Consider the following 23,501-nt stretch of genomic DNA (forward strand, 5'->3'; position numbering starts at 1 on the left):
TAAATGGTATTTTAGAGTTCACGCTACATCTATCAAAGCTATGCAACCAACTTCTACCACCCGTGAAGTCCGCGACATATATATTGTACCACGGTGGGCAGGCGCACCACATGACGATTGGTATCCTTGGTTATCCGAGCAACTAGAATCTATTGCCGCCGAAGATGGGTTCGATTACCGCATCCATAAGTTGGCCATGCCTTCTTGGGACCTGCCAGTTATCGAAAAAGCGGTGGACTATCTGCAGCAAGTGCTACCGCCCGCCGCATTGAATTCCAATGTGATACTGGTAGGGCACAGTGTAGGCTGCTTGGCAATTTTACACTACCTAGCTAATGTAGCTAAAGCAAACCCCAAAGCGCAGCAGGTGGGCGGAGTATTGTGCGTAGCAGGCTGGTTTTCAGTGGATAGCCCTTGGCAGGATATTCTGAATTGGATGGATGCGCCCATCGACTACGAAGCGGCGCGGCGGCTTATTCCGCAGAACAAGCTGATTGTATTGCTCTCCGATGACGACCCGTATACCTCGGGTTATCAAGAAAATGAACGCCTTTGGGTGGAACGGCTGCATTCGCAAGTGAGCATCTTGCCAGGCCGGCAGCATTTTAGCGCTCAGCTCGATTTCGACGTGCGCGACGCGGTCCGTGACCTTGCGGGCGCGATGCCTGCCTTGGCTTCCTAGCTAGCCGAACAACTGTACGGCTGCTACACTAACTTGCAACAACTACTTTGTTTAAGCGGTTACTCCCTGTGGCAGCAACTTTCGACTACGATTACCTAATAGCGGGCGGCGGCGCAGCGGGGCTTAGTTTAGCGTACCATATCAGTCAGGACCCTCGACTGGCCGACAAACGGGTGCTGCTAATTGAGCCGGAAACTAAAAACCAAAACGACCGGACCTGGTCGTTTTGGGCCGATGCTCCCACGCCGTTTGATGGTATTGTGGCGCACGAGTGGGAGCAGATTGCCTTCAGGAGCCCGCAGTTCGAGCAGGTTTTCAAGCTGGCGCGCCACCGGTACAAAATGATAAAGGGGCTAGACTTCTATAATTTTGTAGGACAGACGCTGGCTGCTGTGCCACAAATAGTGCGTGTGCAAGGCACAGTGGAAAAGCTAGAGGATACTCCTACTGGCATAGTGGCGCAAACCAGTGTGGGGACCTTCACGGCCCGTTACGCCTTCGATAGTCGCCCACCGCAGTTCCAGAAGCAGCCCGATAAGTACCGCTACCTGCTCCAGCATTTTGTGGGATGGGAGGTGGAAACCACGCACGATGTCTTTGACCCGAAAACGGTGGAGTTTATGGATTTCCGAGGCGAGCAGCAGCAGGAAGCCCGCTTCATGTATGTGCTGCCTTTTAGCAAACGTCAGGCTTTCGTAGAGTACACGCTGTTTTCAGCCGAGCTTCTGCCTAAAGCAGCATATGAAGCGGCTATGCGGGAATATCTGCGGGAACTGGGCGTAACCGAGTACCAGATTGGGTACGAGGAAGTAGGCGCTATTCCTATGACCGATCATCCGTTGGCTTCCGCAGCGGGGCGCCACATCATTAATCTTGGCACTCGGGCGGGGCGAGCTAAACCAAGCACCGGGTATGCCTTCAAGCGGATACAGGCCCACTCAGCGCACTTAGTGCAGGCACTGGCTACCACAGGGCAACCACCGGCCAACCTCACCGGCGACCAATGGCAGTTTGGGCTATTCGATACGCTGCTCCTCGATATTATGCAGCGCAAAGGTGAACAGACACGTGACATTTTCACGGAGATGTTCACCCGCAACACTCCAGAGCGCATCTTCGATTTTCTGGATGAGCGCACGTCGTGGAAGGAAAACTTCCAGGTAATGAATTCTGTCACGCCTTGGCCGTTTCTACGGTCTATTGCCCATGTGTTGCGTGGCCGGCCAGGACAGCGAGTAGCTAAATAGCAGTTTCACTCTACGCTACAGTCTGCTGCATTCTAGCAGTAGGTCATTTCATGTGCTATGCGTCGAACCAGTACACCGAGAATGCGGTGCCTTGCCCCACTGTGCTGGTTACTTCCAGGTGCCCGCCCCGGCTGGTTATGATGCGCTGCACCAGATAGATGCCTACCCCGGCCCCGGCTACGTGAGGATGTTGGCGCGTGAACGGCTGGAAAACCGGCGTTGGCATATCCGGCAGTTCCATGCCTAATCCATTGTCATGTACGGTCAGAATGGGCTGATTTGTATCGGAAAGGTTGCTCTGTACCTTGATGTGCGGCGGACGGCCAGGGTGGGAAAACTTGAGGGCGTTGCTTAATAGGTTGTGCAGCACCGAGCGCAGGTTGGCCCGGCCATAAGTAAGCGTAGGAGCAGCTTCAAAGTCTAGCTCTATTTCCGCTTGCGACTCCAGTACTTGAGCCCGTAATCCTAACAACACCTCGTCGGCTACGTTGCGCAAATCCAGCGACTCGGTAGGTGCGGAGAGGCCCCGCTGATCCTGCACCGTAGCAGCTAAATCTTGTAGCGTGAGGTCGAGTTGACGCAGGGCCTCGTCTACCATCGTCAGGATTTGGCTTTCCTGCGGGTCATCAAACGAAGCACTGCGGCGTAGTTCATCGAACAAGCCGCGCAGGTTGAACAAAGGCTGCTTGAGGTCGTGGGAGGCAGTGTACACAAACGTGTCTAGGTCGCGGTTGGTGCGGGCTAGCTCGTCGTACTGGGTTTGGAGCACTTCGCGCAGGCGGTGCTGGTCGTCTACATCGGTGCAGGCGCCAAACCAACGTAGGCCCCGCGCGTCGGTTAGCTGCCGGGCCCTGATAATGTGCCAGCGGAAGCGCTCATCGTGCCGGCGCATTCTGAACAAGCCCTCGTACGACTCGCCAGTAGCTATGCTGTGTACCCACCGCCGGGCGGCATTGGCCTGTTCGCTAGGGTGCAACAAATTGATCCAGCCAGTAGGCCCGAGGTCCTTGCTTAACAGGCCGGAGTACTCCTCGGAATATTGGTTGTAATAGTCTACAAATCCTTCGGCAGTAGCCGTCCAGATAAGCTCGGGAATACTATCGGCCAGAAACCGTAGTTCGGCCTCGCCACGGCGCAATGCTTCGGCTAGTTCACGCTGGTCGTGCACTTCGGTAAGGGCGCCATGCCAGAAAACAGGCTTATCGGGAGCGTGCAACTCGGGCAAGGCTCGGCTCAACACCCACCGGTACTGGCCATCGTGGCGGCGCAGACGGTATTCGTAGCTCCAGCCGATACCCGCAGTGCGGGCAGCGTCGGTCTGGTACAAGATCCGTAGCCTGTCGTCGGGGTGGATGAGCAGCGGCCACATGGCATTGAGGTCAGCAGTCGGGGGCTGACCCGTAAAGTAGTACCACTGTGGGCTTACGTACTCGTAATTGCCTTTGGCATCAACAGTGAAAGTAATCTGGGGCACAGTTTCAGTTAATACCCGAAGGCGTGTGTCCAGCCGGCGAGTTTCAATGGCCAATTCATGCGTCCTCTGCCGGGCCTCTTCCTGCCCCGTCACATCTACGGCAAACAGCAACAAACCGGTTACTTCTTCCCCTCCTCCTTCGCGAACAGGCTCTAACGCAATATCGAAATAGCGGGGACGACCCGGTTCGTCCCCTTCGCTCGATAAAGCGAGCCGGTAAGCCTTGGCTACATACGGCTGGCCCCGACGGTAAACTTCCTGCATCACTTCCAGCAAATCGGCTGGTAATGTGCCGGGGCACTCGGTTATTGGAAAACCTTCCGTGACGGATGCACCTAAAACCTCTTGCATGGCTTCGTTCACAAAGCCGTATCGCAACTCGGGACCTTGCAGAGTAGCGACACCAGCCGGCATATGCCGCAGAATGTCTTTTAATTGCTGCTCACGCATAATCAGGAATTGGGAATACAAAGAGGGTGCGCCATCATCATTTGATGCGGAACAAAGCTAAAGCCGACTCACGTAAAGGCATCTATGCTTGTGGCAATACTGAAGTGGCCGCGGCGTCGGCACCGAATACCGCTAATCGCACTAAATCTATTAGTGTGGCGTCAGCAATTGTCAGAGAAGAAGGAACTGGGGGCACTCGGTTAGGTAGCAAAAAGCCCTGCAATTGCTCGAATCCGGCCGGCTCTAAAGGATGAAAGGCCATCGACCATTCTGAAAAGCTACGGATGTTAATTGGCTTGTCGACTAGCTTCATAACATTGGAGTGCCGACCATCGCGGGAAATTTTCTCGAACAAAGGCTCTAATACTTCTGCTTCGCCTTCAATCAGTTGCGCAATATTACCGTGGCTGTAAAATAACACGCCCGTTACGTTGTGCTGGGCATTATCGCGGCGGCACTGATCTAGCAAGAGCTGCAAATCCTGGTCGGAGAGCGGGCGCACGGCCCGGCTGATATAGATAATGTGAATCATGCGCGATGAACTGTGGAGCTTTTACTCCGCGAGGTTGTACGAGGCTCCACCGAATAAGTAGAAACTCGTCAGCAAAATATCCAAAAAACGTGACTCACTTTCAATCAAGCTGGCTGACATAACGGGTGGTACAGTGATAGAACAAAGAACTCATCGGGAAGACAGAGGTTTTCAGAAACTTGCTTGCTACCAACAATTTCCTCTCAATGCTTGCTACTGTCGCGGTAAGATGCGTAGGTAGTTAGCCAACCAGAAGCTGAAGATGCAAGTTGCAAATGTAGGAAGCTTGGGTTAGCTACGGCAAAACCCGTGGCGCAGCTTGCCTTCATGCAGTAACGACTGTGCCTTAGAACAAATCCGATAGCGCAGCCTTACACCGGTGATGCTTCCAGAAACTCCTTGGCAGTCCGCACAGCATCGGCTGTTAAGGGCTCCAAGCGCGGCTCGGGAGCTGATAGGTTAAGCAAGTAGCCCGATAAAGCCAGCAAATTGTCGAGGTCGTGGGTGATGCAGAGCACAGTCTTGTGCTGTTCTTCCACCCAGGCTTGCATCAAATCGAAGACCCGGCGCCGGTAGTAGACGTCGAGTTGCTGCGTGGGTTCGTCGAGGAGGTAGAGGGGAGCCTCTTGCAGATTAAGCTGCGCCAGCCATACCAACTGTTGTTCTCCGCCCGAAAGTAAGGTGAAGTCTTGTTTAGCTAAGTGGCTGGCGCCCACGCGGGCAAGCGCAGCATCGGCCGATTGGTAATCAGTTGGAGAATAAGCACTAAAGAAGCTGTGTTGACGGTAGCAGCCCATTACCACTAACTCGCGCACCCGAATCGGAAAGCCCACAACGGTCCGTTGGGGCAGGTAAGCGAGTGAGCCTTCTGCTGCCGGCCGCCGCGTAGTGCGCAACTCACGGCCCGCCAACCAAATATGGCCCTCGTACGGTAGCTGCTTGGTTAGGGTCCGAAACAGCGTGGTTTTGCCGCATCCATTATGGCCCACAATCGCCACAAAGGAGGGAACTGGCACCTCCAAAAAAAGATTGCGGAGCAGAACGCGTCGTTCATACCCCGCAACCAGATTTTCTGTGCGTAATGCAAATGGTTGTTGATTGCTGGCGACTGACTGTTGGTTGTTCAACTAACTAGGAAAGAAAGTTTTCAAGTAGCAATCAGTACTCAACAAACAGCAATTAATATTCGTCTTCGTTGAACATGAAGTCTTCCTTGGTCGGATAATCCGGCCATACTTCTTCGATGCTCTCGTACGGCTGCCCGTCGTCTTCCAGAGCCTGCAGGTTTTCTACTACCTCCATGGGCGCACCCGAACGGATAGAATAGTCAATGAGTTCATCCTTGGTGGCGGGCCAGGGAGCATCTTCCAGGTACGAAGCGAGTTCCAGCGTCCAGTACATAAGCGTGTGTGGTACTTAAAATGGTGGTCAAAAGAAAGGTAACATCGGCCATCAAAAATCCGGCCGGAGCATCATAACTGACAACGTGACTAACTGCGTCTTGTTGTAGTTGGCAGCAACGTAAGATAGCCGTGAAGGTTGGGCTACGCAACTAAGCGCTGGCGCAACATCTCGATTAAGTCGTTTTTTGTGCGGATTTTTCGTTCGAATGCGCGGATTTTGCCTTGTAGCATCTGCCGGAATGCATCATTGGCGGGGGCGGAGCTAAGCTTTCCTAGGTTTTCTTCCAAGGTCAACTGCTCTTGCTGGTCGTATTTGATGAAGTCGCGCAGGGCCTGAACGCGCATGTTCACTTGCTCGTCGGGTTTGGCAGTGGCATTCTCGGGACGCTTGCGGATATAGTGCTCTAGCGCACTTAGCTCGAACACCCGGTCGCAAGCCAAAATAAACTGCTCCCACACCCGGTCCGACTCCGGACCGCGCACAGGACCAACCTTCTTCCAGGCCGCCTGCAACTCTTTGGCACGGGCCACCGCCTCCGACATCGGCCGGTTGAGCAGTTCGATGGCCTCGGCTACCAAGGCACGCTTGCGAGTGAGGTTGTCGTCGGTGGAGCTTTCTCTAGTCTCGTTGCGCTTGCTCTCGATGTGTACTTTCAGCCGCTCGAAGAAGTGGTTGTGCGCGGCTCGGAACTGCGTCCAGAGGTCGTTGGCTTGCTTGCGCGGTAAGGAGCCACCCACTTCTTTCCAGTCTTGCTGCAGCTTTTTGAGCTTGGCCGTCGTGCCTTCGAAATCGGTGGAGTCTTGCAACGCCTCCGACTGCCGGATCAGGCTCCGGAACTGGTCGGCGGCGCGGTTGGTCATGGCCTTCTTCTCGTTCTGGAAGGCTTTGCGCCGCACAAAAAATTCGTCGGCGGCCACCCGAAACCGGTTTTCCAGCTCGTCGGTCAGCTGCTTGTCGACGGGGCCAGTCTTGATCCAGGCTTGGCGTAGCTCTTGCAGCTCGTCGCCGGCGGTAGCCCAGTCGAGGGCATTGTGCAGGGCTTCTACCTGCTGAATAAGGCTGATTTTAGTGGCTAAGTTTTTCTCGCGGTTGCGGGCTACCGTTACTTTAATAGCTTCCTCGGCCTCGGTGAGGCGACGGTGCAGGCTCTCAAAGTCGCCGAGGGCGTCGTAGCTGGCTACTTGCTCCTTGAGGTGCAGGGCCTTCATCAAAAACGACCCCTTATTCTCGGATTCTTCGATTTTCTGCAGCAGATCTTCTACTTTGCCCCGGAATAGCTCGAAGCGGTTGGCAAAATACAGCAAGGAAGCATCAGCAGATTCTTTGACTTGCCCCACTTTGCGGGCTGGCAGATTCATAAAGGATTTGAGCCACACCTCGTCGCCCTCGATGTAGCCGTAGCGGCGGGCTTCTGCCAGCAGGTGGTCTTGTTGTTCCATAAACTCAAATAACGCGAAGGCGAATCGGTGGTGGTGGGATGAAAGAGCGCGGTAGTAGTACCTAAAATCGAAAGATGTGCAAGTTTACGTCTTGTTGCAATATATGCTGCATTCCGCATAGGTGGCAAACCAAGCAGCAGCTGGTTACCTTTGGCAAGCTTGGCATTTGCGAAATACCCGTTCAGCCGAACGTAAGGCCGGTTCGGAAGGTTGAGCGGACTCTTGCCGTATGGTGCCAATCCTCTTAAAAATAGCACTTTTGAAAATGAGTTGCGAGTTGTTGATGGCTAGCTGCCAGTAAAGTAGTAGGCTTGTGTCCAACAACTCGCACCTGACAACCAACACACCACACTTCCCTTTCAGCATAAGCTCATTCGCTACCTTTCTGGTGTAAGCAGAGCTTATGGTTTATTTCAACTCCTTTCCGCATGAGCGACCAGCCCACCATTATCTTCTCCATGGCGGGGGTAAGCAAGATTTACCCGCCCCAAAAACAGGTTCTTAAAAATATCTACCTCTCGTTCTTCTACGGTGCCAAAATTGGGGTGCTCGGCCTCAACGGTTCCGGTAAGTCGAGCTTGCTGAAAATTATTGCGGGCGTCGACAAGCAGATTCAGGGCGACGTGGTATGGTCGCCGGGCTACTCGGTGGGCTACCTAGAGCAGGAACCCCAACTCGACCCCACCAAAACCGTGATGGAAGTGGTGCAGGAGGGCGTAGCCGAAACCGTAGCGCTGCTCAAGGAATTCGACGAAATCAACGAAGCCTTCGGGGCCGAAGATGCCGACTTCGATAAACTGTTGGAGCGCCAGGGCACCGTACAAGAGCGCCTCGACCAACTCGACGCCTGGAACCTAGACACCAAGCTGGAGCGCGCTATGGACGCGTTGCGCACGCCGCCCTCGGAGGCCATTATTGGCAATCTGTCGGGTGGTGAGAAGCGCCGTGTGGCGTTGTGCCGCCTGTTGCTTCAGGAGCCCGACGTGCTGCTGCTCGACGAACCTACCAACCACCTCGACGCCGAAAGTGTGCTGTGGCTGGAGCAGCACTTGCAGCAGTACAAAGGCACCGTCATCGCCGTAACCCACGACCGGTACTTCCTCGACAACGTAGCCGGCTGGATTCTGGAACTGGACCGTGGCGAAGGTATTCCGTGGAAAGGCAACTACAGCAGCTGGCTGGAGCAAAAGTCGAACCGCTTGGCGCAGGAAGAGAAAACCGAGAGCAAGCGTCAGAAAACCTTGCAGCGCGAGCTGGAGTGGGTGCGCATGGCCCCCAAAGCCCGCCAAGCTAAGAGCAAGGCCCGTATTGCCGGCTACGACAAAATGGTGAACGAAGACGCCAAGGAGAAAGAGCAGAAGCTGGAGCTGTTCATTCCGGATGGCCCGCGCCTCGGTGGTCAAGTAATTGAGGCTGAAGGTCTAACCAAGGCATTCGGCGACAAGCTGCTGTTTGAGAACTTAAGCTTTAATTTGCCGCAGGGTGGTATTGTGGGCATCATTGGGCCAAACGGCGCCGGCAAAACCACACTCTTCCGCCTGATAACTGGCCAAATGGCTCCCGATGCCGGCAGCTTTGTGGTAGGACCTACCGTGCAAGCCGCCTACGTGGATCAGCAGCACGAAAACCTGGACCCCAACAAGTCGGTGTTTGAAACCATTTCGGGCGGTACCGAAACCATGCTGCTGGCGGGCCGGCCGGTTAACTCGCGGGCCTTTGTAAGCAACTTCAACTTCCGCGGCGGCGACCAGGAGAAGAAGGTAGCCATGCTGTCGGGCGGCGAGAAAAACCGTGTGAACCTTGCCACCACGCTCAAGCAAGGTGCTAACCTGCTGCTGCTCGACGAGCCAACCAACGACTTGGACGTAAACGCCATCCGGGCCTTGGAAGACGCGCTGGAAAACTTCGCTGGTTGCGCCGTTATCATCAGCCACGACCGGTGGTTCCTCGACCGCCTAGCTACCCACATCCTGGCCTTCGAGGGCAACTCGGAAGTGGTGTGGTTTGAAGGCAACTTCTCGGACTACGAGGAAGCCAAGAAGAAGCGCCTCGGCGACGTAGAGCCCAAGCGCGTGCGCTATAAGAAGCTCGGCTAAGTAGTATCGTTAGCAAACAAAAAAGAGGCGGCCGGAGGTACTTCCGGCCGCCTCTTTTTATTTAGTGTGGGTCTGTCCGCTGCACGTGTTCCTGTGGCTTAGTGCGGCATATGATGGATTTTCGACTCGTCTAGGTCAAGCTGCGCTTCCTGGTGACGGAGCATCTCTTCTTCAAACACATCCTCGCGGCGCAAGACAAACAATTCCTCGCGCTGCACTTGCAGCACGTCGAGCAGCACTTGATGGTAGCGTTGCAAGGCCAAGCGCTTGGATTCGTCGTAGTCGAGGGATTCTAGTAGCGTGCCTGTGCGTTGGGCTTCGGCCTGCATGCGGTGCTGGAGGGCGCTGATCAACTCGTTGTCTTGGATATCCGACTCGTAGTTGCTGGCTAGATGGGCCAGCGCGACACGCCGTAGGCGGAGGCGGATGCCGGCTTCTTGCTCTTCGGGTGGGATACGCTCTTCCTTTTCTGCTACACCCGTAAAGCGAATGATGGCCGGCAATGTGAGGCCCTGAAACACCAGCGTGACGAGAATCACAATAAAGGTGATAAACAGAATCAGGTTGCGCTGCGGGAAGGCTTGGCCGTTGCTTAACAACAAGGGCACCGATAGCGCCGACGCCAACGACACCACGCCCCGCATTCCAGCCCAACCCAAAATCAGGGTGCCTTGCCATCCAGGGCTAACCTCGGAGGTACGAATACTGCGGAACAGCAAACGCGGTATAAAGGCGGCTGGGTACATCCACACAAGGCGGATAACAATAACGATGACGCTGATAGTGAGGCCATACATAATGGCCTGCTGAATAGAATAGCCATCCAGCCCTTTTACTACCACCGGTAGCTCCAAGCCAATCAGAATAAAAACCAGCCCGTTGAGCACGAAGCCCACGCTGGTCCACACGCTGTTTGCTTGCAGGCGGGTATCGGCATCGAACACTCGGTGCGAATGAAACGACAGTAGCAGCCCCCCACTGACCACGGCCAGTACTCCCGAATAGTGAAATTCTTCGGCTAGCAAGTACATCACGTAAGGCGCAATGAAGGTGAGCACCGTGTTGATGCTGGGTGTGGTGGGGAAGTAGCGGTGAATCAAGTAGAACAGATGCGCCACGGCCAAGCCAATGACCAACCCCATGCCGCTGACCAGCAAAAAGCTAGTAGCTGCCTGCTGCCACACAAACGTACCCGACACCACGGCTGTCAGGGCAAAGCGGAACACAATCAAGCTGCTAGCGTCATTGATCAGGCTTTCGCCTTCCAAAATACCCGTCACCCGGCGAGGTACCTTGATGCCCTTCAACACGGAGGTGGCGGCTACCGCATCGGGCGGGGAGATGATGCCCCCTAGCAGAAACCCCAACGAGAGCGTGAACCCCGGAATCATGGCCCTCGATACGTAGGCGACAATGGTGGACGTGAAGAACACCAGCCCGAAAGCCAGCAGCAGAATGGGCCGCCGCCACCGCCAGAAGTCCTGCCACGAAGTATCCCAAGCAGCTTGGTAGAGCAAAGGCGGCAGGAAAATCAGAAAAATAAAATCTGGATTGATGGTGATGGGCGGTAAGCCCGGTATGAAGCTGAGGACCAAACCAGCCAGCACCAAAAAAATGGGGTAAGACATGCGCAGCTTCTGGCTCAACATGACGAGCAGCAGCATGGCAAACAGAAGGCCCAGCACTAATAGAATGGTTTCGTGCAGCGTATTATGGTGCATTCGGTAGAAGGAGCTAAAACGGAGCGGCCCATTACGGACCGCAGCCGGAAGGTAGCCGCTCGTCAGCAAAAAGTCTACGAACAAGGCCGACTGCCGCCTTTATCTCCTGCTATACTAGTTGCCTTGCTAAAGCAAGTGTGCACGGATAGTGTATACAATCAAGGCCCGCTGGTGTACACCAGCGGGCCTTGATTGTGCAACAGGTAGGAATCAGTCTACTTATTGATTGGCTGCGTCGTCTATTTTACCGCCATCATTGGCGGTGCTAGGGGTTGCGCTGCCGTTGTTGTAGGCTGTGCGGTCTTTGGTGTTGTGCTGGGTGTGGTGTTTGCCGGTGTTGTCGTCGCCACCGCCGGTGTTTTTAGATTCGGCATTGGGTTCGTCGCCGCGGTGGCTGCTGCCTTTGGCGTCGCGCACTAGCTCGCCGCCGTCGTTGCCGTGGTTGCCGCCGTGGCGGCCGGTGGTATCGTTGGGTTTGTCGGGCGTGAGGCCAGCTGCGCCTTGTTGCTGACCGGCAACGCCGTTGGCATTTTCAACGCGGGGAGTATCGGAGCCGTCGTTAGCTATCTGGGCTTGGGTGCGGCGGTGCTCGTTCTGTTCCATGAGTAGGGTGGTTAAGAGGATAGGAAGGAAATAGTAAGCAAACTCCTTGGCTATACGTGCTGGTTGATAGGTAGTTAATAGTCGAGGTTGTCTGGCGGTGCCGCTAGCTCGGCGGTTGCACCGCCGTTTCGGTGGTTAGGCAGTCCGTCGCTTCACTGCCGCATACTGCGACACCACTAACGGGAAACCCACATGCATACTAACGTTGTCAACAGCTGGCAACTATTGCAGGGCCTGTGTTAGCAGGGCATGAGCCTTCTCGGAGCCTACCCGGTGCAGCACCTTAATTTCACCACCCTTGACGGAGTTGTAGGAGCTAAAGAAATGTTCGATTTCGTGGAGCATCTCGTCGGAGAGGTCGGTTATTTCCTTGATGCCTTTGTGCAAGCGGGCATTGGCCGCTACGGCCAGCAGCCGGTCGTTGCGCACCCTAGAGCCATCCTCTTCAAGCTGCTCAATTTCGAGCGCCCCAATCAGGCGGGCCTCGACTACGCAACCCGCAAACGTGGGTGCATCGAGCAATAGCAGCACGTCGAGCGGGTCGCCGTCTTCAGCCAGCGTGGACGGCACAAAACCGAAATCATACGGGAAGCTGTGCCCTTCCGGTAGCACGCCCTTCAGCACGAACACCCCTAGGTCAGGGTCAAATGCCACTTTGTTGCGTCCGCCCTTAGGCGTTTCAACCACGACATGAACAAGAGTACGCGAGTGCGCTACAAGCGCCGGCAGTTGGTGGAGAGAAGCCATGAGCAATACAAAAGGTTAACAGGCTCTACGGCGCGGGGTAGGGGCAATGTTATAGTCGGGCTATGGGGTATACTTCCCAAACAACTAATAGGGTCCTGCTTATCTTGTACCACGCATGACCGACCTCACGCAATACCTCGTCCGCTTCCGCAAGCTCAAAACCAGCCGGCTTGGCGGTGAGGAAGCTCCTTATAAGCCAGCCCTTCTGCTGGCAGTGCTCGAAGGGGTAGAGAACGGTACTATTTCTGACAACCGCATTGTCATTACGGCTGAATTGCTGGCAGCATTCCAAAGCAACTGTCGTGACTTAAGCGTTTCTGGCCGCTTCCGGGCCAATAACTTCGCTTTGCCGTTTTATCACCTCAAAGGTGATAGGTTTTGGCACTTACAGCCTTTTCCGGGCTATGCGCTACTCCTTACATCTTCCGGCTCGCCTCGCAGCTTGGGGCACCTGCGCGAAACCATAGCCTATGCCGCACTCGACGCGCCCTTGTGGCTACTGCTACAGGAAGCTGCAACCCGCCAGCTCTTTCGTGACGCGCTGCTCGACCGGTATTTCCCACAAACCCGTTTCCGTTATCGGCCCACCGCAGGCCCCGATGCTTTACAAGATCTTGGCCGCCAAATGCTGGAAGAGCCTGTGGCTCTCTACCAAACGCTGGTTAATGTCAACGATGAAGTGGAAACAGCTGTACGCAGTGCGGTTTTCAAGCGTGAAGTGTTGCGCGTGTACGATTACACCTGCGCCATTTCCGGCCTTAAGCTACTAAACACCCGAGGCACTATAGCACCTTTGCTCGATGCCTGCCATATCATTCCCTGGGCCGTGAGTCACGATGACACTATCGGCAACGGCATAGCTCTCACGCCCACTTTGCACCGCGCCTTTGACCGCCATTTACTTCGCATCGATCAAGATTACCGCGTGCAACTAGCTGATGGCTTTGAGGAGCTAAATGGGTCCTTACACGGAATCAGCCAGTTTGAGGGCCAGTACCTTCGCCTGCCCCCTCAGCCAGAATGGTGGCCCAGGCGTGAAAGCTTCCGTGAGCGGCTAATTGGGCAAGCATGAGTAGAGAAAACTAAATTTCTCGCCTCGAGAAATCGGTCCTCTAGCCCAGTATTGTGCTGCACTAAACGCCTGATTGCTTTGAATTACTGTACGCCTTTTACTTGCATGGGTAGCACAAATACCGACTCCGAGGCCGTGATAAATAAGGTCTTTCGGTCTTTGCCGCCGAAACAGACGTTGCCAGTCCACTCGGCGGGCACGGGGATGTGCTGGATTTTTTGACCAGCGGAGTTGTAGACCGTCACACCTTTGCCGGTGAGATACACGTTGCCTTGGTTGTCGATGGTCATGCCGTCCGAGCCTTGCTCTACGAACAGCTGGCGGTTGGTTAACTTGCCGTCGGCACCGATTTGGTAGCGGTAAGTTTTGTTGGCTTTGATGTCGGCCACGTAGAGCTGCCGGCCGTCGGGGGTGCCGATGATGCCGTTGGGCTGTTGCAGCTGATCGTCGGCTACTTGGGGTTGCTGCTGGCCTTTGGGCAGATAGTATAGTTTCTGGCCGCCGAGGTTAGGGTCGGGGGCTTTGCGGGTCCAGTAGTCGCGCTGATAATAGGGGTCGGTGAAATAAATGGCCTGACTGGTCGGATGAATCCAGAGGTCGTTGGGACCATTGAAGCGGTGACCTTGCACGTCTTGCAGGAGCACCGTTACCTTGCCGTTTGGCGCTATCGACCAGAGCTGATTTTGCTCGTCGGCGCAGGCCAACAGGTTGCCTTGCTTGTCGAAGTAGAGGCCGTTGGCGCGGCCTGATTTTTCGAGGAAGACGCTAAGCTTACCGTCAGTGCTGTACTTCCAGATTTTGTCGTTGGGCTGATCCGTGAAATACACGTTGCCGGCTTTGTCTACGGCGGGGCCTTCCGTGAATTTGAACTGCCTCGCCACCAGCTTTGGGGTTGCTTCGCCGGCCACTATGCCCGCGCTAGGGTTGCTTTGAGCCATGACTGCGGAAACAGCGAGCGTGAAACCAGCCGTGGCCACGAGGCCAGCGAGCAGAAAGCTATGGCGGAAAGTGAAGGGGGGCATAAGCGGAAAAAGAGCAGGCGTGGTGGCACAAGGTAAGCCGTAAACATACGCTACACCGATAGTCAGGTTGGAGCTGTTCCAGCGCAGTTAAGTCAGAAAGGTAGTTTTTCTGGTCGCCTTACCGGAAATAACGGCCGTGCTTAAGATGGCAGCTTTGCTTGGCTGCTAAGTGAATACCCTGCTTTTACCCAAGTAAAGCAAGCTGCTCTTGAGTCTGATGGCACAGTAAAGATCATCAGGCAGCAGCTTAGTGACGAGAGCGGAATAGAATTAAAACAATATTAATTATTGTGAACAGTAAACCCCCCTGCAGCAACTTCAGTTATAAGAGTTTTCTGTATTGCAGTTAGACAAAAAGAGCAAACTGCGCCATAAGGATACGCGGATAGTGTTGCCAGACATCTTGTTTTGATAGGTTCCTATGCTCACGGACAAAAGAATTCCATTCAAGTACATATTCAAGCAGATTCGTGCCGACGTCGCGCGGGTGTTTTTCTTTTCCGTTTCTTTCCAGCTACTGGAATGGTTTTTTGCCAAGTACATACCCCTAGTGCCGGGCTTGCTGCCCACTATTTTGGGTAGCGCTATTTCCCTGATTCTGGCATTCAAAATCAATCAATCCTACGACCGATGGTGGGAAGCGCGTAAGGTATGGGGCGCCATCGTCAATGATTCTCGCTCGCTGGTACTCCAACTGAAAGGTTTTCTGGAGGATGACTTGCTTGGCTACGATGCCGCACAGGAGGTGATCCGCAAAATCGGGAATCGGCAGATTGCATGGTGCTATAGCTTGGGGCAGTCGTTGCGCGGCCTAAACCCGATGGCTAATCTAGAACACTACGTATCAGCCGATGAGCTAGCCTACCTGCGGAAGCACAACAACAAGCCTTTGGCCTTATTGGCCTTGCACACCGAAGATTTCAAAGTGTTGCGCCGGCAAGATGCCCTCCATTCGTTCGAGCATGTGCAACTCGACAACACACTGGTCCGGCTCTGCGACTCCATGGGTAAGGCCGAGCGCATCAATAGCACGGTGTTTCCGGTAACGTACCGGATGTTCATTCACTTGTTTATCTACCTGTTTCTGATTGTGTTGTCGTTGGCACTGGTCGAAACCATTGGTTTGCTGGAACTACCAATTCTGCTGGTTTTTGCGTCCTCGTTCTTCTTGCTTGAGAAAACAGCTACGTATCTGCAAGACCCCTTCCGCAACCGCCCCACCGACACGCCCGTCACAGCCATTGCCCGCACCATCGAAATCAACATCAAGCAACTGCTGGATGAGCAGGAGGTTCCGAAGCCATCAGTACCCGAAGCCTTCTACCTGATGTAGCTCGCCAAGCTTGTTGTGCACCAACGCTCAACCGTACCGGTGAGGTAGCCTTACCCAAGAAAACCTAAGCTGTTTTATTAGAAAATTATCCTGAGTTGATAGGTAGGGTGAAGAGCTGAACGAAGAACTAGGCAGCAACTAATTAGAGCAAATTCATAATGAGCCAACCAAGGTTGTAGTACAAGAATTATATATTACCAATAAATTATCTGTTGCTGTTTTATAGGATATAGCTAACCTTGAAATGGCTTTTGTACATAAAATAGGCGTAAATTATAGGATTCCTTGGCTGGTAGCCAAAACATTGGTAGCTTACTCTGCTTAATAAAGTTGTATTCGTTTATACCCACTCATTTTATGCAGCGCTTACTACCTTTCCTCTTAAGCTTTGTTTTGTTAGGTATATCAGGCACAGCCTTGGCACAACAGCCCGCTACTGCGCCGGTCGATTCAGTGGCGAAGCCCGCCATTCCAACAGGGTGCATGTCCTTAACCGGCCTAGTAACCGACGAGAATTTTCAGCCTTTAACGGGTGCTACGGTACAAATACAAGGCATCAACGATGCATTCAGCACCAACTCCGAAGGCCGGTATATTCTTACTTCCAAGAAACCACTACCGCGTCCCGCTCGTCTGAAAATCAGCGCAATAGGGTACGAGACCGAAGAATTTGCGCTCAACACGTGCATTCCCCCCGATGTAGCTTTGCGCCTGACACCCGGCACCCGCTTCAAGCGTGACGGCCGCATCAAAAAAACGAGCTCCACGGGTAAGGTGAAGTGGTAAATCAGGTTGCGGGCAGAGCACAACGCCTGCCTGCGCTTTTCTATAAAGTGCCAATTAATTGCGGAGGTAGCCTATTGGTAGCCAATGGCTTATCAGGTGTGGCTACCATCAAGGCGACGTCATAAACTAATGCTGCTGCATAACAAGCGGCAGCACTAGCTAGATACGGCTTTCAAATAACGATTTAGTATCACTAGGTTAGGCAAGTGCCGGTAGCCTACTTAGCAAGGCACATACGAGTAGCTATTGCCTGTGCTACTGCGGAACTTCACGCCACGCCCACCCAACCTTCACGAACAGCTTGCACTACTAGGCCTACCAAGGTTTTGGCACCCGTTTTTTGCAACAGGGCCCGGCGGTGGCTTTCCACGGTACGTACGCTTAAGCACAGTTTGTCAGCTATTTCCTGGTTGCAATAATCGGCTACTACCAGGCGCAATACTTCCACTTCGCGGTTGCTGAAGGGCGTGGGTGGCGCCACGCGGGTAGGAGTTATGGAGGGCGGGAGTGTCCAGCCCATAGCACCACTCACAAAGGGCGTAATAGTAGATAGGAGCGCCGTTGGGGCTACCGTGTGTGGCAGCAAGGTTACTGTTCCGGCGAGCAGCAACTGTTGGCGCTGAATTGGAGTGAGGCGGGGACCAGTGAGCACAAGCAAAGGCTGGCAACTACGAATGCTCCGGATCTGCCGGATCAGCTCCGAGACGGGCAGGCCGCTTAGCGTACTGTCGAGCACAATCAGCGCGTAGGATTGCTGCCGTACCAACTTAGGTAGCTGGCTGGTATCAGCCGTGACGCTACAGGAGAGCAGTGGCCACTTGTCGTGAAGAGTGGATAATAGACCTTGCCGCTGCAAGGATGGCGGGGCCGCAACGAGTACGTTGGCAGAGTAGAAGTCGGTGGGGGAAAGCATGGCTTGGCGGAAAGATGTAGAATAGGCACACAGTAAAGCAGCTGCCCGGAGGCGGCTAATGGGTAGGAATGGAATAGGTGTGATAGAAGAGGACAGCACTGGTTTTGCCTCCAATTGCCGTCAGAGCAGATGATCGAAACTAGTGGATGCAGGAGGCGATGTCAATACCTACTTCTAGGTATATTATAAGTAAATATTAGATAGATTAATATAGAGTAAATTAGCTATTAGCAGGTTGCCATTGCCTAGTAACCTTGCCTATCAGTCTTAAATAATCCGCTTCACTTTCTTTGTAATGCGTTATATGAGAAGTGTTTATGCACTATGCCTCCTGTTCAGTTTACTGCTTCTCATGAGTTCTACTGCCTCCGCCGACTCGTCAGCTCAGCCGCCCGCTTGGGCGCGCGATGTTATCTGGTACCAGATTTTTGTGGAGCGGTTTCACAACGGCGACCCAACCAACGACCCGAGGCCAGTGAATTTTGCAGGTTCATTTAAGGTGCCCGCCAATTGGGCGCCTACACCCTGGACCGGTAACTGGTATGAGCCCGATGCCTGGGCCAAAGCGGCAAATCTAAACCACAACGACAACATCAACTTGCGGCGCTACGGGGGCGACTTGCAGGGCGTGCTCGATAAGTTAGACTATCTGCAAGAGCTAGGTGTGACGGCGCTTTACCTCAACCCCGTCAACGATGCGCCCTCCCTGCACAAGTACGATGCCCGCAGCTACCACCACATCGATGTAAACTTCGGCCCCGATCCGGTGGGCGACAACCTGTTGATTGCCCGCGAAAATCCTGCCGACCCCGCCACTTGGCAGTGGACCGCTGCTGACCGGTTGTTTCTGCAACTGGTGCAGGAAGTGCACCGCCGGCGCATGCGCATCATCGTCGATTATTCCTGGAACCATACGGGCGTGGAGTTTTGGGCCTGGCAAGACATCCTTAAGAAACAGCAGCAATCTGCCTACAAAGACTGGTACGACATCGTGCGCTTCAACGACCCCGCTACTCCCGGCAACGAGTTCGACTACAACGGGTGGCTGGGCCTCAAGAGCTTGCCGGAAATCAAGAAAGTAAACATCACCACGACCCGCAAAGCCGGCCACCCGTACGAGGGCCAGCTCAATGAAGGGGCTAAACAGCACGTCGAGGCCGTGACGCGTCGCTGGCTGGCGCCGGATGGCAAGCCCGAAAACGGCGTAGACGGCTTCCGGCTGGATGTGGCCGACCAAGTGCCGATGGGGTTTTGGCGCGACTACCGCCCCTTTGTGAAAAGTATAAAGCCCGAAGCCTATTTGGTAGGCGAAGTTTGGTGGGAGGAATGGCCCAACCGCCTCATGAACCCAGTGCCCTACCTCAGCGGCGACGTGTTTGACGGTGTGATGTTCTATCAAGTGTATCGGCCGGCGCGCTGCTTCTTTGCGGCGGTGCCGGCTCCGCTTACGGGTCGGCAGCTGCAAGACAGCCTGGAGCGCCAGTGGAGTCGCCTGCCCGCGGCTTTTCCCGCCGCCCAAATGAACGTGTCGGCCAGCCACGATTCGCCGCGGCTGCTTACGTGCTTTGCCAATCCGGGCATCTATAAGTATAAAGCTACTCCCAACGACAACCCCGCCTACCACACCGGCCGGCCCACCCCCGACACCTACCAGCGGGTGCGCCTCTACTTGCTCCACCAGTTCACAAGCGTGGGTGCCCCGCACATCTGGAACGGCGACGAGCTAGGCATGTGGGGCTCCGACGACCCCGACTGCCGCAAACCGCTGTGGTGGCCAGGCATGAAATTCGCCCCCGAAACCCGCACCAACTACCAGCCCGGCCCCAAAACCTATGACGCCGCTAGCTTCAATGCGCAGCATTTTGCGTACTACAAGCAGCTAATCCGAATGCGCAAAGCCACCCCTGTCTTTGGCTCCGGGAGTATACAGTTCTTGCCTACTGCCGGGCACACGTTGGCGTACAGCCGTGGCACTGGCCCCGAAACAGTGGTTGTGCTCTTCAACCTCGAAGCCAGCCCTCAGCAATTTCGGCCTCTTACCCCCGGCAGTTACCGCAACCTGCTCGACAACAGCTCCGTGACGGTGGGTCGTGATTTTGCGTTGCCGCCTCTTAGCGGCTTGGTGCTACAAAAGAGTAAAGGGTAGGGCTGCTATCTAAAGCGCGTTAAACGCTAAGTACGAGGCTGTTGTAGTAGGTCGTTGTTAATTCAGCAGGACAACTGGTGCGGCTTAGGTGCAACGACAAACAAATACGTTAGGCGTAGCCACTGCGCCTAATTAAACTTACAGTGAAATTTCAGTCAGAGGTAAAGCGGCGAAACACATTCTGCTGCTTCACTTCGCCGCTAAGGCTGTACCAAGAAAGCCCGTTACGTATGCTGCCTACAGCCCATTCCTCTGACTATCTGCAACTCGTCTATCGGCCCGACTTGCGGGTACTGATCTGCCGTTGGATGCAGCAGACTACACCCCAAGACTTGCGCGCTGGCTACGGCCTCATAATAGACGAGGGCGCAAGCCAGCGCTGCGCCTACTGGCTGATTGACGCTCGGCGCCGCGAACACACTGCCAACCAGCAGGATACGGCTTGGATATTGGAAACCTTCTTCCCGCAAGTAGCAGCGCGCCTGGGCCAGCCGGTATTCATTGCGTATCTATTTGCTCCTTCCCACCTCATCGACATCGAAGCCAACAGCGCCATTCCGCCGCTAACCTACTTCGACAACCGGCCCTACCACATTGGTCGGTTTATAGAGGAGCGCACCGCTCTGGAGTGGCTAACGGCTTGCCGAACAGGTGCCGAAATCTAGGATGGCCATACCGGCTATCAATTCGTTTGCGTAAGCTGCACTATATTTACTTTTCTTGTGGCCTTTTCTACGGCGTTTAGCGGGTAGGAACGGCATACAGTTTTTGGAGTAGGGCGGCAACTTCCACATCAAGATTTGGTTTGTCTGAAATCTGGTAAGCGCCAGAGTAACTTCTACTTTCCACCCATTTTCACTTTCGGCTGCAATGCCCGACCACGTCGTTCAGTTTCAGCATCTGATAGAAGAATTTCCTTCTGTCTTCTTCGTGTTCGACTTAGCCAGTCAGCGTATCACGTACGTGAACCCGGCTTATGAGCGGATGTGGAACGGCCACCGGGAGCAAGTAAACGAAGAACTGCCCGAGTTGCTCGCGCGCCTGCACCCCGACGACCGTGACTACGCGGCCGACTGCTTTGTGCGGCTCAGCCAAGGCCTTTTGCGCGAGAATGTGGAACTGCGGCTGCTTGGCCCTGGGGAAGAAGTGCAATGGCTTTGCGTGCGGGCCTCTTACCGCCCCGATAGCGGCCAGAGCACCCTGTCGGGCTTTATCGACGACATTACGGTCGAGAAGGCGTATAATCAAAACGCAGAGAAGTTTAACACCAAGAAAAATTCCACGCTCGAAATCCTCTCGCACGACTTGGCGGGTCCGCTGCGGCTGATGCAGAGCCTGACCGGCCAACTCAATCAGCAGCTACAAACCTACCCCGACCCGCACCTGCACGAGTTGTTGCGCGTCATCACGGTTACTTGCCGCGAGAGTGTGGACTTGATCCACGACTTTGTGGACAACGAGTTTTTCGAGTCGTCCAACGTAGAGTTGAAGCGGGAGCGGATAAACCTGGTGGAGCGCGTGGGCATCATGGTCGACAACTACTCCCGCACCGAGCTAACGCTAGGCCTGACGTTTACGCTCGAGTCATCGGCCCCGGCTATCTACGCCAGCATCGACGAAAACAAGTTTATGCAGGTGCTAAACAACTTGGTGGGCAATGCCATCAAATTTACCCCGTCGGGTGGCCACATTCGGGTCGGCCTAAGCGAAAGCCCCGACCATGTGCTGGTAACCGTTGCGGACGACGGCATTGGGATTCCTGCTGACGTGCAGGACGCATTGTTTGAAAAGTTTACCAGGGCCCGCCGGCCGGGCTTGCGCGGCGAGAAAAGTACCGGCCTTGGCATGTCCATTGTGCGCACCATTGTGCTGCTGCACGAAGGGCGCATTTGGTTTGAAAGCCAAGAAAATCAAGGCACTACCTTCTATATCGAATTGCCTAAAGGAGTGTGACTTGCAAGCTATATGCTTGGCCGCCAAGGCTAAAACGGTTAGGCGGCCAGGGTAGAAAATAGAATAGGTAACTCTTAATTCCTCAGGATACGTACTTTTGAAGCGTACAAGTAAAATGCGCCTAGCGCAGCAGCCACTTCCTCACACCACACTATCACCCGGAGTATGAGTAGCGATAATCAAAAGCAAATGCTGTTTCAGGACATGGAAGAACGCCTCACGCGTTTAGGCTTCTCCATCGACAAGCAGGACCAGACCCGGCCATGGGGTGGTTTTTTCGTGATTGACGAGACGCAGGCTCCTGCTTTCGCCGATACGTATTTTGAAGGACTGCCCGTAGATGATTTGCGCATTTCTGGCAAGCTGAGCCCCAAAATTCTGATTGTGGCCCCACAAAAACGGTTGTCGTGGCAGTACCACCACCGCCGTGCCGAAGTGTGGAAGGTGCTGCAAGGCCCCGTTGGCGTAGTAACCAGCAACACCGACGAGGAAGGGGAACTCAGAATCTATGAGCCCGGCGAGCTAATTACGCTCAAGCAAGGCGAGCGGCACCGCCTCGTTGGCCTCGATTCGTGGGGCGTGCTGGCCGAAATCTGGCAGCACACCGACGCTTCCAACCCTTCTGACGAAGACGATATCGTGCGCGTGCAAGACGATTTCGGCCGCTAGAATAAGCTTCCTTTCTGTCTCAACATAGTATGCCGAGGCTACGCAAGCAATTGCCCATGTGGGCGTATTGCTTGCGTAGCCTCGGCATCATGCGTTGGTAGAAGGCTGGTAAACGAGAAACAGAAACGTGCTGGAAAGTCACCTCGACTACACCTCTGGCGCGGCGGAAGCCGTAGTAGCTGAGGGCGGGGCAATGGCATTCCGCTTTTAATTTCTTGTGGTTCTCTGTTTACCTGCTGTTTTCGTGTCCAACGCGCCTGTACCTACCGCTACTACTGCCGAGCCGCCCTCTTCAAAAGTTGCTATTGTAGCGGCGCTGGCGGCCAACCTGGCTATTGCCATCATCAAATTTGTAGCGGCCGGCTTCACGGGTAGTTCCGCCATGCTGGCCGAAGGCATTCATTCGGTGGTGGATACGGCCAACGAATGGCTGTTGCTGCTCGGCTTGCGCAAAAGCCAACGACCGGCCCACGAAGGACGGCCCTTCGGCTACGGCAGAGAGCTATACTTCTGGTCGTTTATCGTTTCGATCTGCATTTTTGCAATTGGGGGCGGCATTTCGGTGTATGAGGGCATCGAGCACCTGCGCCACCCAGCCCCTATGGGCAACCCCATGTGGAACTACGTGGTGCTGGGCCTAGCTTTTCTTTTCGATGGCGCTTCCTTTCTGGTGGCTCGCCGCACTTTCAATGCTCAACGGAAAGGGCGGAGCTTCTGGCGAACTTTCCGTAGCAGCAAAGACCCCTCTACTTTCGTGGTGCTCTTCGAAGATGCTGCCGATCTGCTTGGCCTGATGGTGGCCTTTCTAGGCGTCTTCCTGAGTCATTATTTCAACAATCCCTCGCTCGACGGTGTGGCGTCGCTGCTCATCGGTGTGATTCTGCTGGTAGTTGCGGGCCTGCTGCTGCGCGAAAACAAAAGCTTGTTGCTCGGCGAACCTGCCGAGGCAACCATGCTGCAAGACGTAACTACTTTGGTAAATGCCGATGCTGCCGTAGTGGCTACCGATACTCCGCTTTCTTCGTACCTGAGCCCGCACGAAATTCTGCTGGTGTTGCGTGTAGAATTTCAGCCAACCCTAACGGCTACGCAGCTCACTGAAGCCGTTGGCCGCCTTGAATCTACCGTTCAGGAACGTTACCCGGATGTGCGGCACGTATTTGTGGAGCCTAGCTTTGTGGAGCAAGCTGCGGTTAAGGTTTAAGCTGTGTG

21 protein-coding genes are annotated in these 23,501 nt (G+C 54.6%); 11 read left to right on the plus strand and 10 right to left on the minus strand.

The window, feature by feature from the left end; all coding sequences use genetic code 11:
- Window positions 1–40: 40 nt before the first annotated feature.
- Together P1X16_RS15300 and P1X16_RS15305 are read left to right on the plus strand one after the other, a co-directional pair.
- Complete coding sequence (locus P1X16_RS15300; protein ID WP_277230710.1) at window positions 41–682, plus strand: DUF1749 domain-containing protein; 642 nt, start codon at window positions 41–43, stop codon at window positions 680–682.
- 68 nt (window positions 683–750) lie between these two features.
- Entirely contained in the window at window positions 751–1,929 is a 1,179-nt protein-coding gene (locus P1X16_RS15305) for a lycopene cyclase family protein (RefSeq protein WP_277230712.1), read from the plus strand.
- Between the two features lie 55 nt (window positions 1,930–1,984).
- Here P1X16_RS15305 and P1X16_RS15310 read toward each other — a convergent pair whose 3' ends face one another.
- The 5 genes from P1X16_RS15310 to P1X16_RS15330 form a co-directional block, all read right to left on the minus strand.
- Window positions 1,985–3,853 (minus strand): PAS domain-containing sensor histidine kinase, encoded by a 1,869-nt coding sequence (locus P1X16_RS15310; RefSeq protein ID WP_277230715.1) that lies wholly within the window; start codon window positions 3,851–3,853, stop codon window positions 1,985–1,987.
- Window positions 3,854–3,935: 82 nt separating this feature from the next.
- A complete protein-coding gene (locus P1X16_RS15315; RefSeq protein ID WP_277230718.1) occupies window positions 3,936–4,385 on the minus strand; it encodes a BLUF domain-containing protein in 450 nt (149 codons plus the stop codon).
- 371 nt (window positions 4,386–4,756) lie between these two features.
- The gene (locus tag P1X16_RS15320) at window positions 4,757–5,512 is read right to left on the minus strand and encodes an ABC transporter ATP-binding protein (RefSeq protein WP_277230721.1); all 756 of its coding nucleotides are present in this window, start codon (window positions 5,510–5,512) and stop codon (window positions 4,757–4,759) included.
- A 52-nt stretch (window positions 5,513–5,564) separates the two neighbouring features.
- Window positions 5,565–5,786, minus strand: a complete 222-nt coding sequence (locus P1X16_RS15325; protein WP_022821757.1) for a DUF2795 domain-containing protein — start codon at window positions 5,784–5,786, stop codon at window positions 5,565–5,567.
- Between the two features lie 143 nt (window positions 5,787–5,929).
- Window positions 5,930–7,228 (minus strand): DUF349 domain-containing protein, encoded by a 1,299-nt coding sequence (locus P1X16_RS15330; protein WP_277230732.1) that lies wholly within the window; start codon window positions 7,226–7,228, stop codon window positions 5,930–5,932.
- A 428-nt stretch (window positions 7,229–7,656) separates the two neighbouring features.
- On the opposite strand from P1X16_RS15330, the gene ettA reads away from it, so the two are divergent.
- On the plus strand, window positions 7,657–9,324 hold the full coding sequence (ettA, locus tag P1X16_RS15335; RefSeq protein ID WP_277230734.1) for an energy-dependent translational throttle protein EttA: 1,668 nt from the start codon (window positions 7,657–7,659) through the stop codon (window positions 9,322–9,324).
- 98 nt (window positions 9,325–9,422) lie between these two features.
- Here the strand turns inward: ettA and P1X16_RS15340 are convergent, their stop codons facing one another.
- From P1X16_RS15340 to P1X16_RS15350, 3 genes are all read right to left on the minus strand, one after another.
- Window positions 9,423–11,045, minus strand: a complete 1,623-nt coding sequence (locus tag P1X16_RS15340; protein ID WP_277230737.1) for a Na+/H+ antiporter — start codon at window positions 11,043–11,045, stop codon at window positions 9,423–9,425.
- Between the two features lie 219 nt (window positions 11,046–11,264).
- Window positions 11,265–11,648 carry a hypothetical protein gene (locus P1X16_RS15345; RefSeq protein ID WP_277230739.1) on the minus strand — a complete coding sequence of 128 codons (384 nt, stop codon included), beginning with the start codon at window positions 11,646–11,648 and terminating at the stop codon, window positions 11,265–11,267.
- 222 nt (window positions 11,649–11,870) lie between these two features.
- Window positions 11,871–12,395, minus strand: coding sequence for an inorganic diphosphatase (locus tag P1X16_RS15350; RefSeq protein ID WP_277230742.1), 525 nt, complete (start codon window positions 12,393–12,395; stop codon window positions 11,871–11,873).
- Window positions 12,396–12,510: 115 nt separating this feature from the next.
- On the opposite strand from P1X16_RS15350, the gene P1X16_RS15355 reads away from it, so the two are divergent.
- Window positions 12,511–13,467 (plus strand): HNH endonuclease, encoded by a 957-nt coding sequence (locus tag P1X16_RS15355; protein ID WP_277230744.1) that lies wholly within the window; start codon window positions 12,511–12,513, stop codon window positions 13,465–13,467.
- An 83-nt stretch (window positions 13,468–13,550) separates the two neighbouring features.
- Here P1X16_RS15355 and P1X16_RS15360 read toward each other — a convergent pair whose 3' ends face one another.
- On the minus strand, window positions 13,551–14,405 hold the full coding sequence (locus P1X16_RS15360) for an SMP-30/gluconolactonase/LRE family protein (RefSeq protein ID WP_277232959.1): 855 nt from the start codon (window positions 14,403–14,405) through the stop codon (window positions 13,551–13,553).
- A gap of 505 nt (window positions 14,406–14,910) precedes the next feature.
- Between P1X16_RS15360 and P1X16_RS15365 the strand changes: the two genes are divergently transcribed.
- Together P1X16_RS15365 and P1X16_RS15370 are read left to right on the plus strand one after the other, a co-directional pair.
- Window positions 14,911–15,822 (plus strand): bestrophin family ion channel, encoded by a 912-nt coding sequence (locus tag P1X16_RS15365; protein WP_277230747.1) that lies wholly within the window; start codon window positions 14,911–14,913, stop codon window positions 15,820–15,822.
- Between the two features lie 417 nt (window positions 15,823–16,239).
- The gene (locus P1X16_RS15370) at window positions 16,240–16,608 is read left to right on the plus strand and encodes a carboxypeptidase-like regulatory domain-containing protein (protein ID WP_277230750.1); all 369 of its coding nucleotides are present in this window, start codon (window positions 16,240–16,242) and stop codon (window positions 16,606–16,608) included.
- 268 nt (window positions 16,609–16,876) lie between these two features.
- Here the strand turns inward: P1X16_RS15370 and P1X16_RS15375 are convergent, their stop codons facing one another.
- Window positions 16,877–17,521, minus strand: a complete 645-nt coding sequence (locus P1X16_RS15375; RefSeq protein ID WP_277230753.1) for a response regulator transcription factor — start codon at window positions 17,519–17,521, stop codon at window positions 16,877–16,879.
- Between the two features lie 352 nt (window positions 17,522–17,873).
- Between P1X16_RS15375 and P1X16_RS15380 the strand changes: the two genes are divergently transcribed.
- From P1X16_RS15380 to P1X16_RS15400, 5 genes are all read left to right on the plus strand, one after another.
- Entirely contained in the window at window positions 17,874–19,667 is a 1,794-nt protein-coding gene (locus P1X16_RS15380; RefSeq protein ID WP_277230755.1) for a glycoside hydrolase family 13 protein, read from the plus strand.
- Between the two features lie 230 nt (window positions 19,668–19,897).
- Complete coding sequence (locus P1X16_RS15385) at window positions 19,898–20,332, plus strand: hypothetical protein (RefSeq protein ID WP_277230758.1); 435 nt, start codon at window positions 19,898–19,900, stop codon at window positions 20,330–20,332.
- Window positions 20,333–20,537: 205 nt separating this feature from the next.
- Window positions 20,538–21,620 carry an ATP-binding protein gene (locus tag P1X16_RS15390; protein WP_277230761.1) on the plus strand — a complete coding sequence of 361 codons (1,083 nt, stop codon included), beginning with the start codon at window positions 20,538–20,540 and terminating at the stop codon, window positions 21,618–21,620.
- 165 nt (window positions 21,621–21,785) lie between these two features.
- Window positions 21,786–22,289 (plus strand): phosphoheptose isomerase, encoded by a 504-nt coding sequence (locus P1X16_RS15395; protein WP_277230764.1) that lies wholly within the window; start codon window positions 21,786–21,788, stop codon window positions 22,287–22,289.
- A gap of 244 nt (window positions 22,290–22,533) precedes the next feature.
- Window positions 22,534–23,493 (plus strand): cation diffusion facilitator family transporter, encoded by a 960-nt coding sequence (locus P1X16_RS15400; RefSeq protein WP_277230766.1) that lies wholly within the window; start codon window positions 22,534–22,536, stop codon window positions 23,491–23,493.
- Window positions 23,494–23,501 lie beyond the last annotated feature (8 nt).

Origin of the sequence: Hymenobacter sp. YC55, assembly GCF_029433095.1 — a bacterium.
In the GTDB taxonomy this organism is placed as follows: Bacteria; Bacteroidota; Bacteroidia; order Cytophagales; family Hymenobacteraceae; genus Hymenobacter.

Bases quoted from the DNA above. Each gene is read 5' to 3' on its own strand.
- P1X16_RS15300 (WP_277230710.1), top strand. From the start codon at position 41: ATGCAACCAACTTCTACCACCCGTGAAGTCCGCGACATATATATTGTA.
- P1X16_RS15310 (WP_277230715.1), bottom strand. From the start codon at position 3,853: ATGCGTGAGCAGCAATTAAAAGACATTCTGCGGCATATGCCGGCTGGT.
- P1X16_RS15315 (WP_277230718.1), bottom strand. From the start codon at position 4,385: ATGATTCACATTATCTATATCAGCCGGGCCGTGCGCCCGCTCTCCGAC.
- P1X16_RS15325 (WP_022821757.1), bottom strand. From the start codon at position 5,786: ATGTACTGGACGCTGGAACTCGCTTCGTACCTGGAAGATGCTCCCTGG.
- P1X16_RS15330 (WP_277230732.1), bottom strand. From the start codon at position 7,228: ATGGAACAACAAGACCACCTGCTGGCAGAAGCCCGCCGCTACGGCTAC.
- ettA (WP_277230734.1), top strand. From the start codon at position 7,657: ATGAGCGACCAGCCCACCATTATCTTCTCCATGGCGGGGGTAAGCAAG.
- P1X16_RS15340 (WP_277230737.1), bottom strand. From the start codon at position 11,045: ATGCACCATAATACGCTGCACGAAACCATTCTATTAGTGCTGGGCCTT.
- P1X16_RS15345 (WP_277230739.1), bottom strand. From the start codon at position 11,648: ATGGAACAGAACGAGCACCGCCGCACCCAAGCCCAGATAGCTAACGAC.
- P1X16_RS15350 (WP_277230742.1), bottom strand. From the start codon at position 12,395: ATGGCTTCTCTCCACCAACTGCCGGCGCTTGTAGCGCACTCGCGTACT.
- P1X16_RS15355 (WP_277230744.1), top strand. From the start codon at position 12,511: ATGACCGACCTCACGCAATACCTCGTCCGCTTCCGCAAGCTCAAAACC.
- P1X16_RS15360 (WP_277232959.1), bottom strand. From the start codon at position 14,405: ATGGCTCAAAGCAACCCTAGCGCGGGCATAGTGGCCGGCGAAGCAACC.
- P1X16_RS15365 (WP_277230747.1), top strand. From the start codon at position 14,911: ATGCTCACGGACAAAAGAATTCCATTCAAGTACATATTCAAGCAGATT.
- P1X16_RS15375 (WP_277230753.1), bottom strand. From the start codon at position 17,521: ATGCTTTCCCCCACCGACTTCTACTCTGCCAACGTACTCGTTGCGGCC.
- P1X16_RS15380 (WP_277230755.1), top strand. From the start codon at position 17,874: ATGAGTTCTACTGCCTCCGCCGACTCGTCAGCTCAGCCGCCCGCTTGG.
- P1X16_RS15385 (WP_277230758.1), top strand. From the start codon at position 19,898: ATGCTGCCTACAGCCCATTCCTCTGACTATCTGCAACTCGTCTATCGG.
- P1X16_RS15390 (WP_277230761.1), top strand. From the start codon at position 20,538: ATGCCCGACCACGTCGTTCAGTTTCAGCATCTGATAGAAGAATTTCCT.
- P1X16_RS15395 (WP_277230764.1), top strand. From the start codon at position 21,786: ATGAGTAGCGATAATCAAAAGCAAATGCTGTTTCAGGACATGGAAGAA.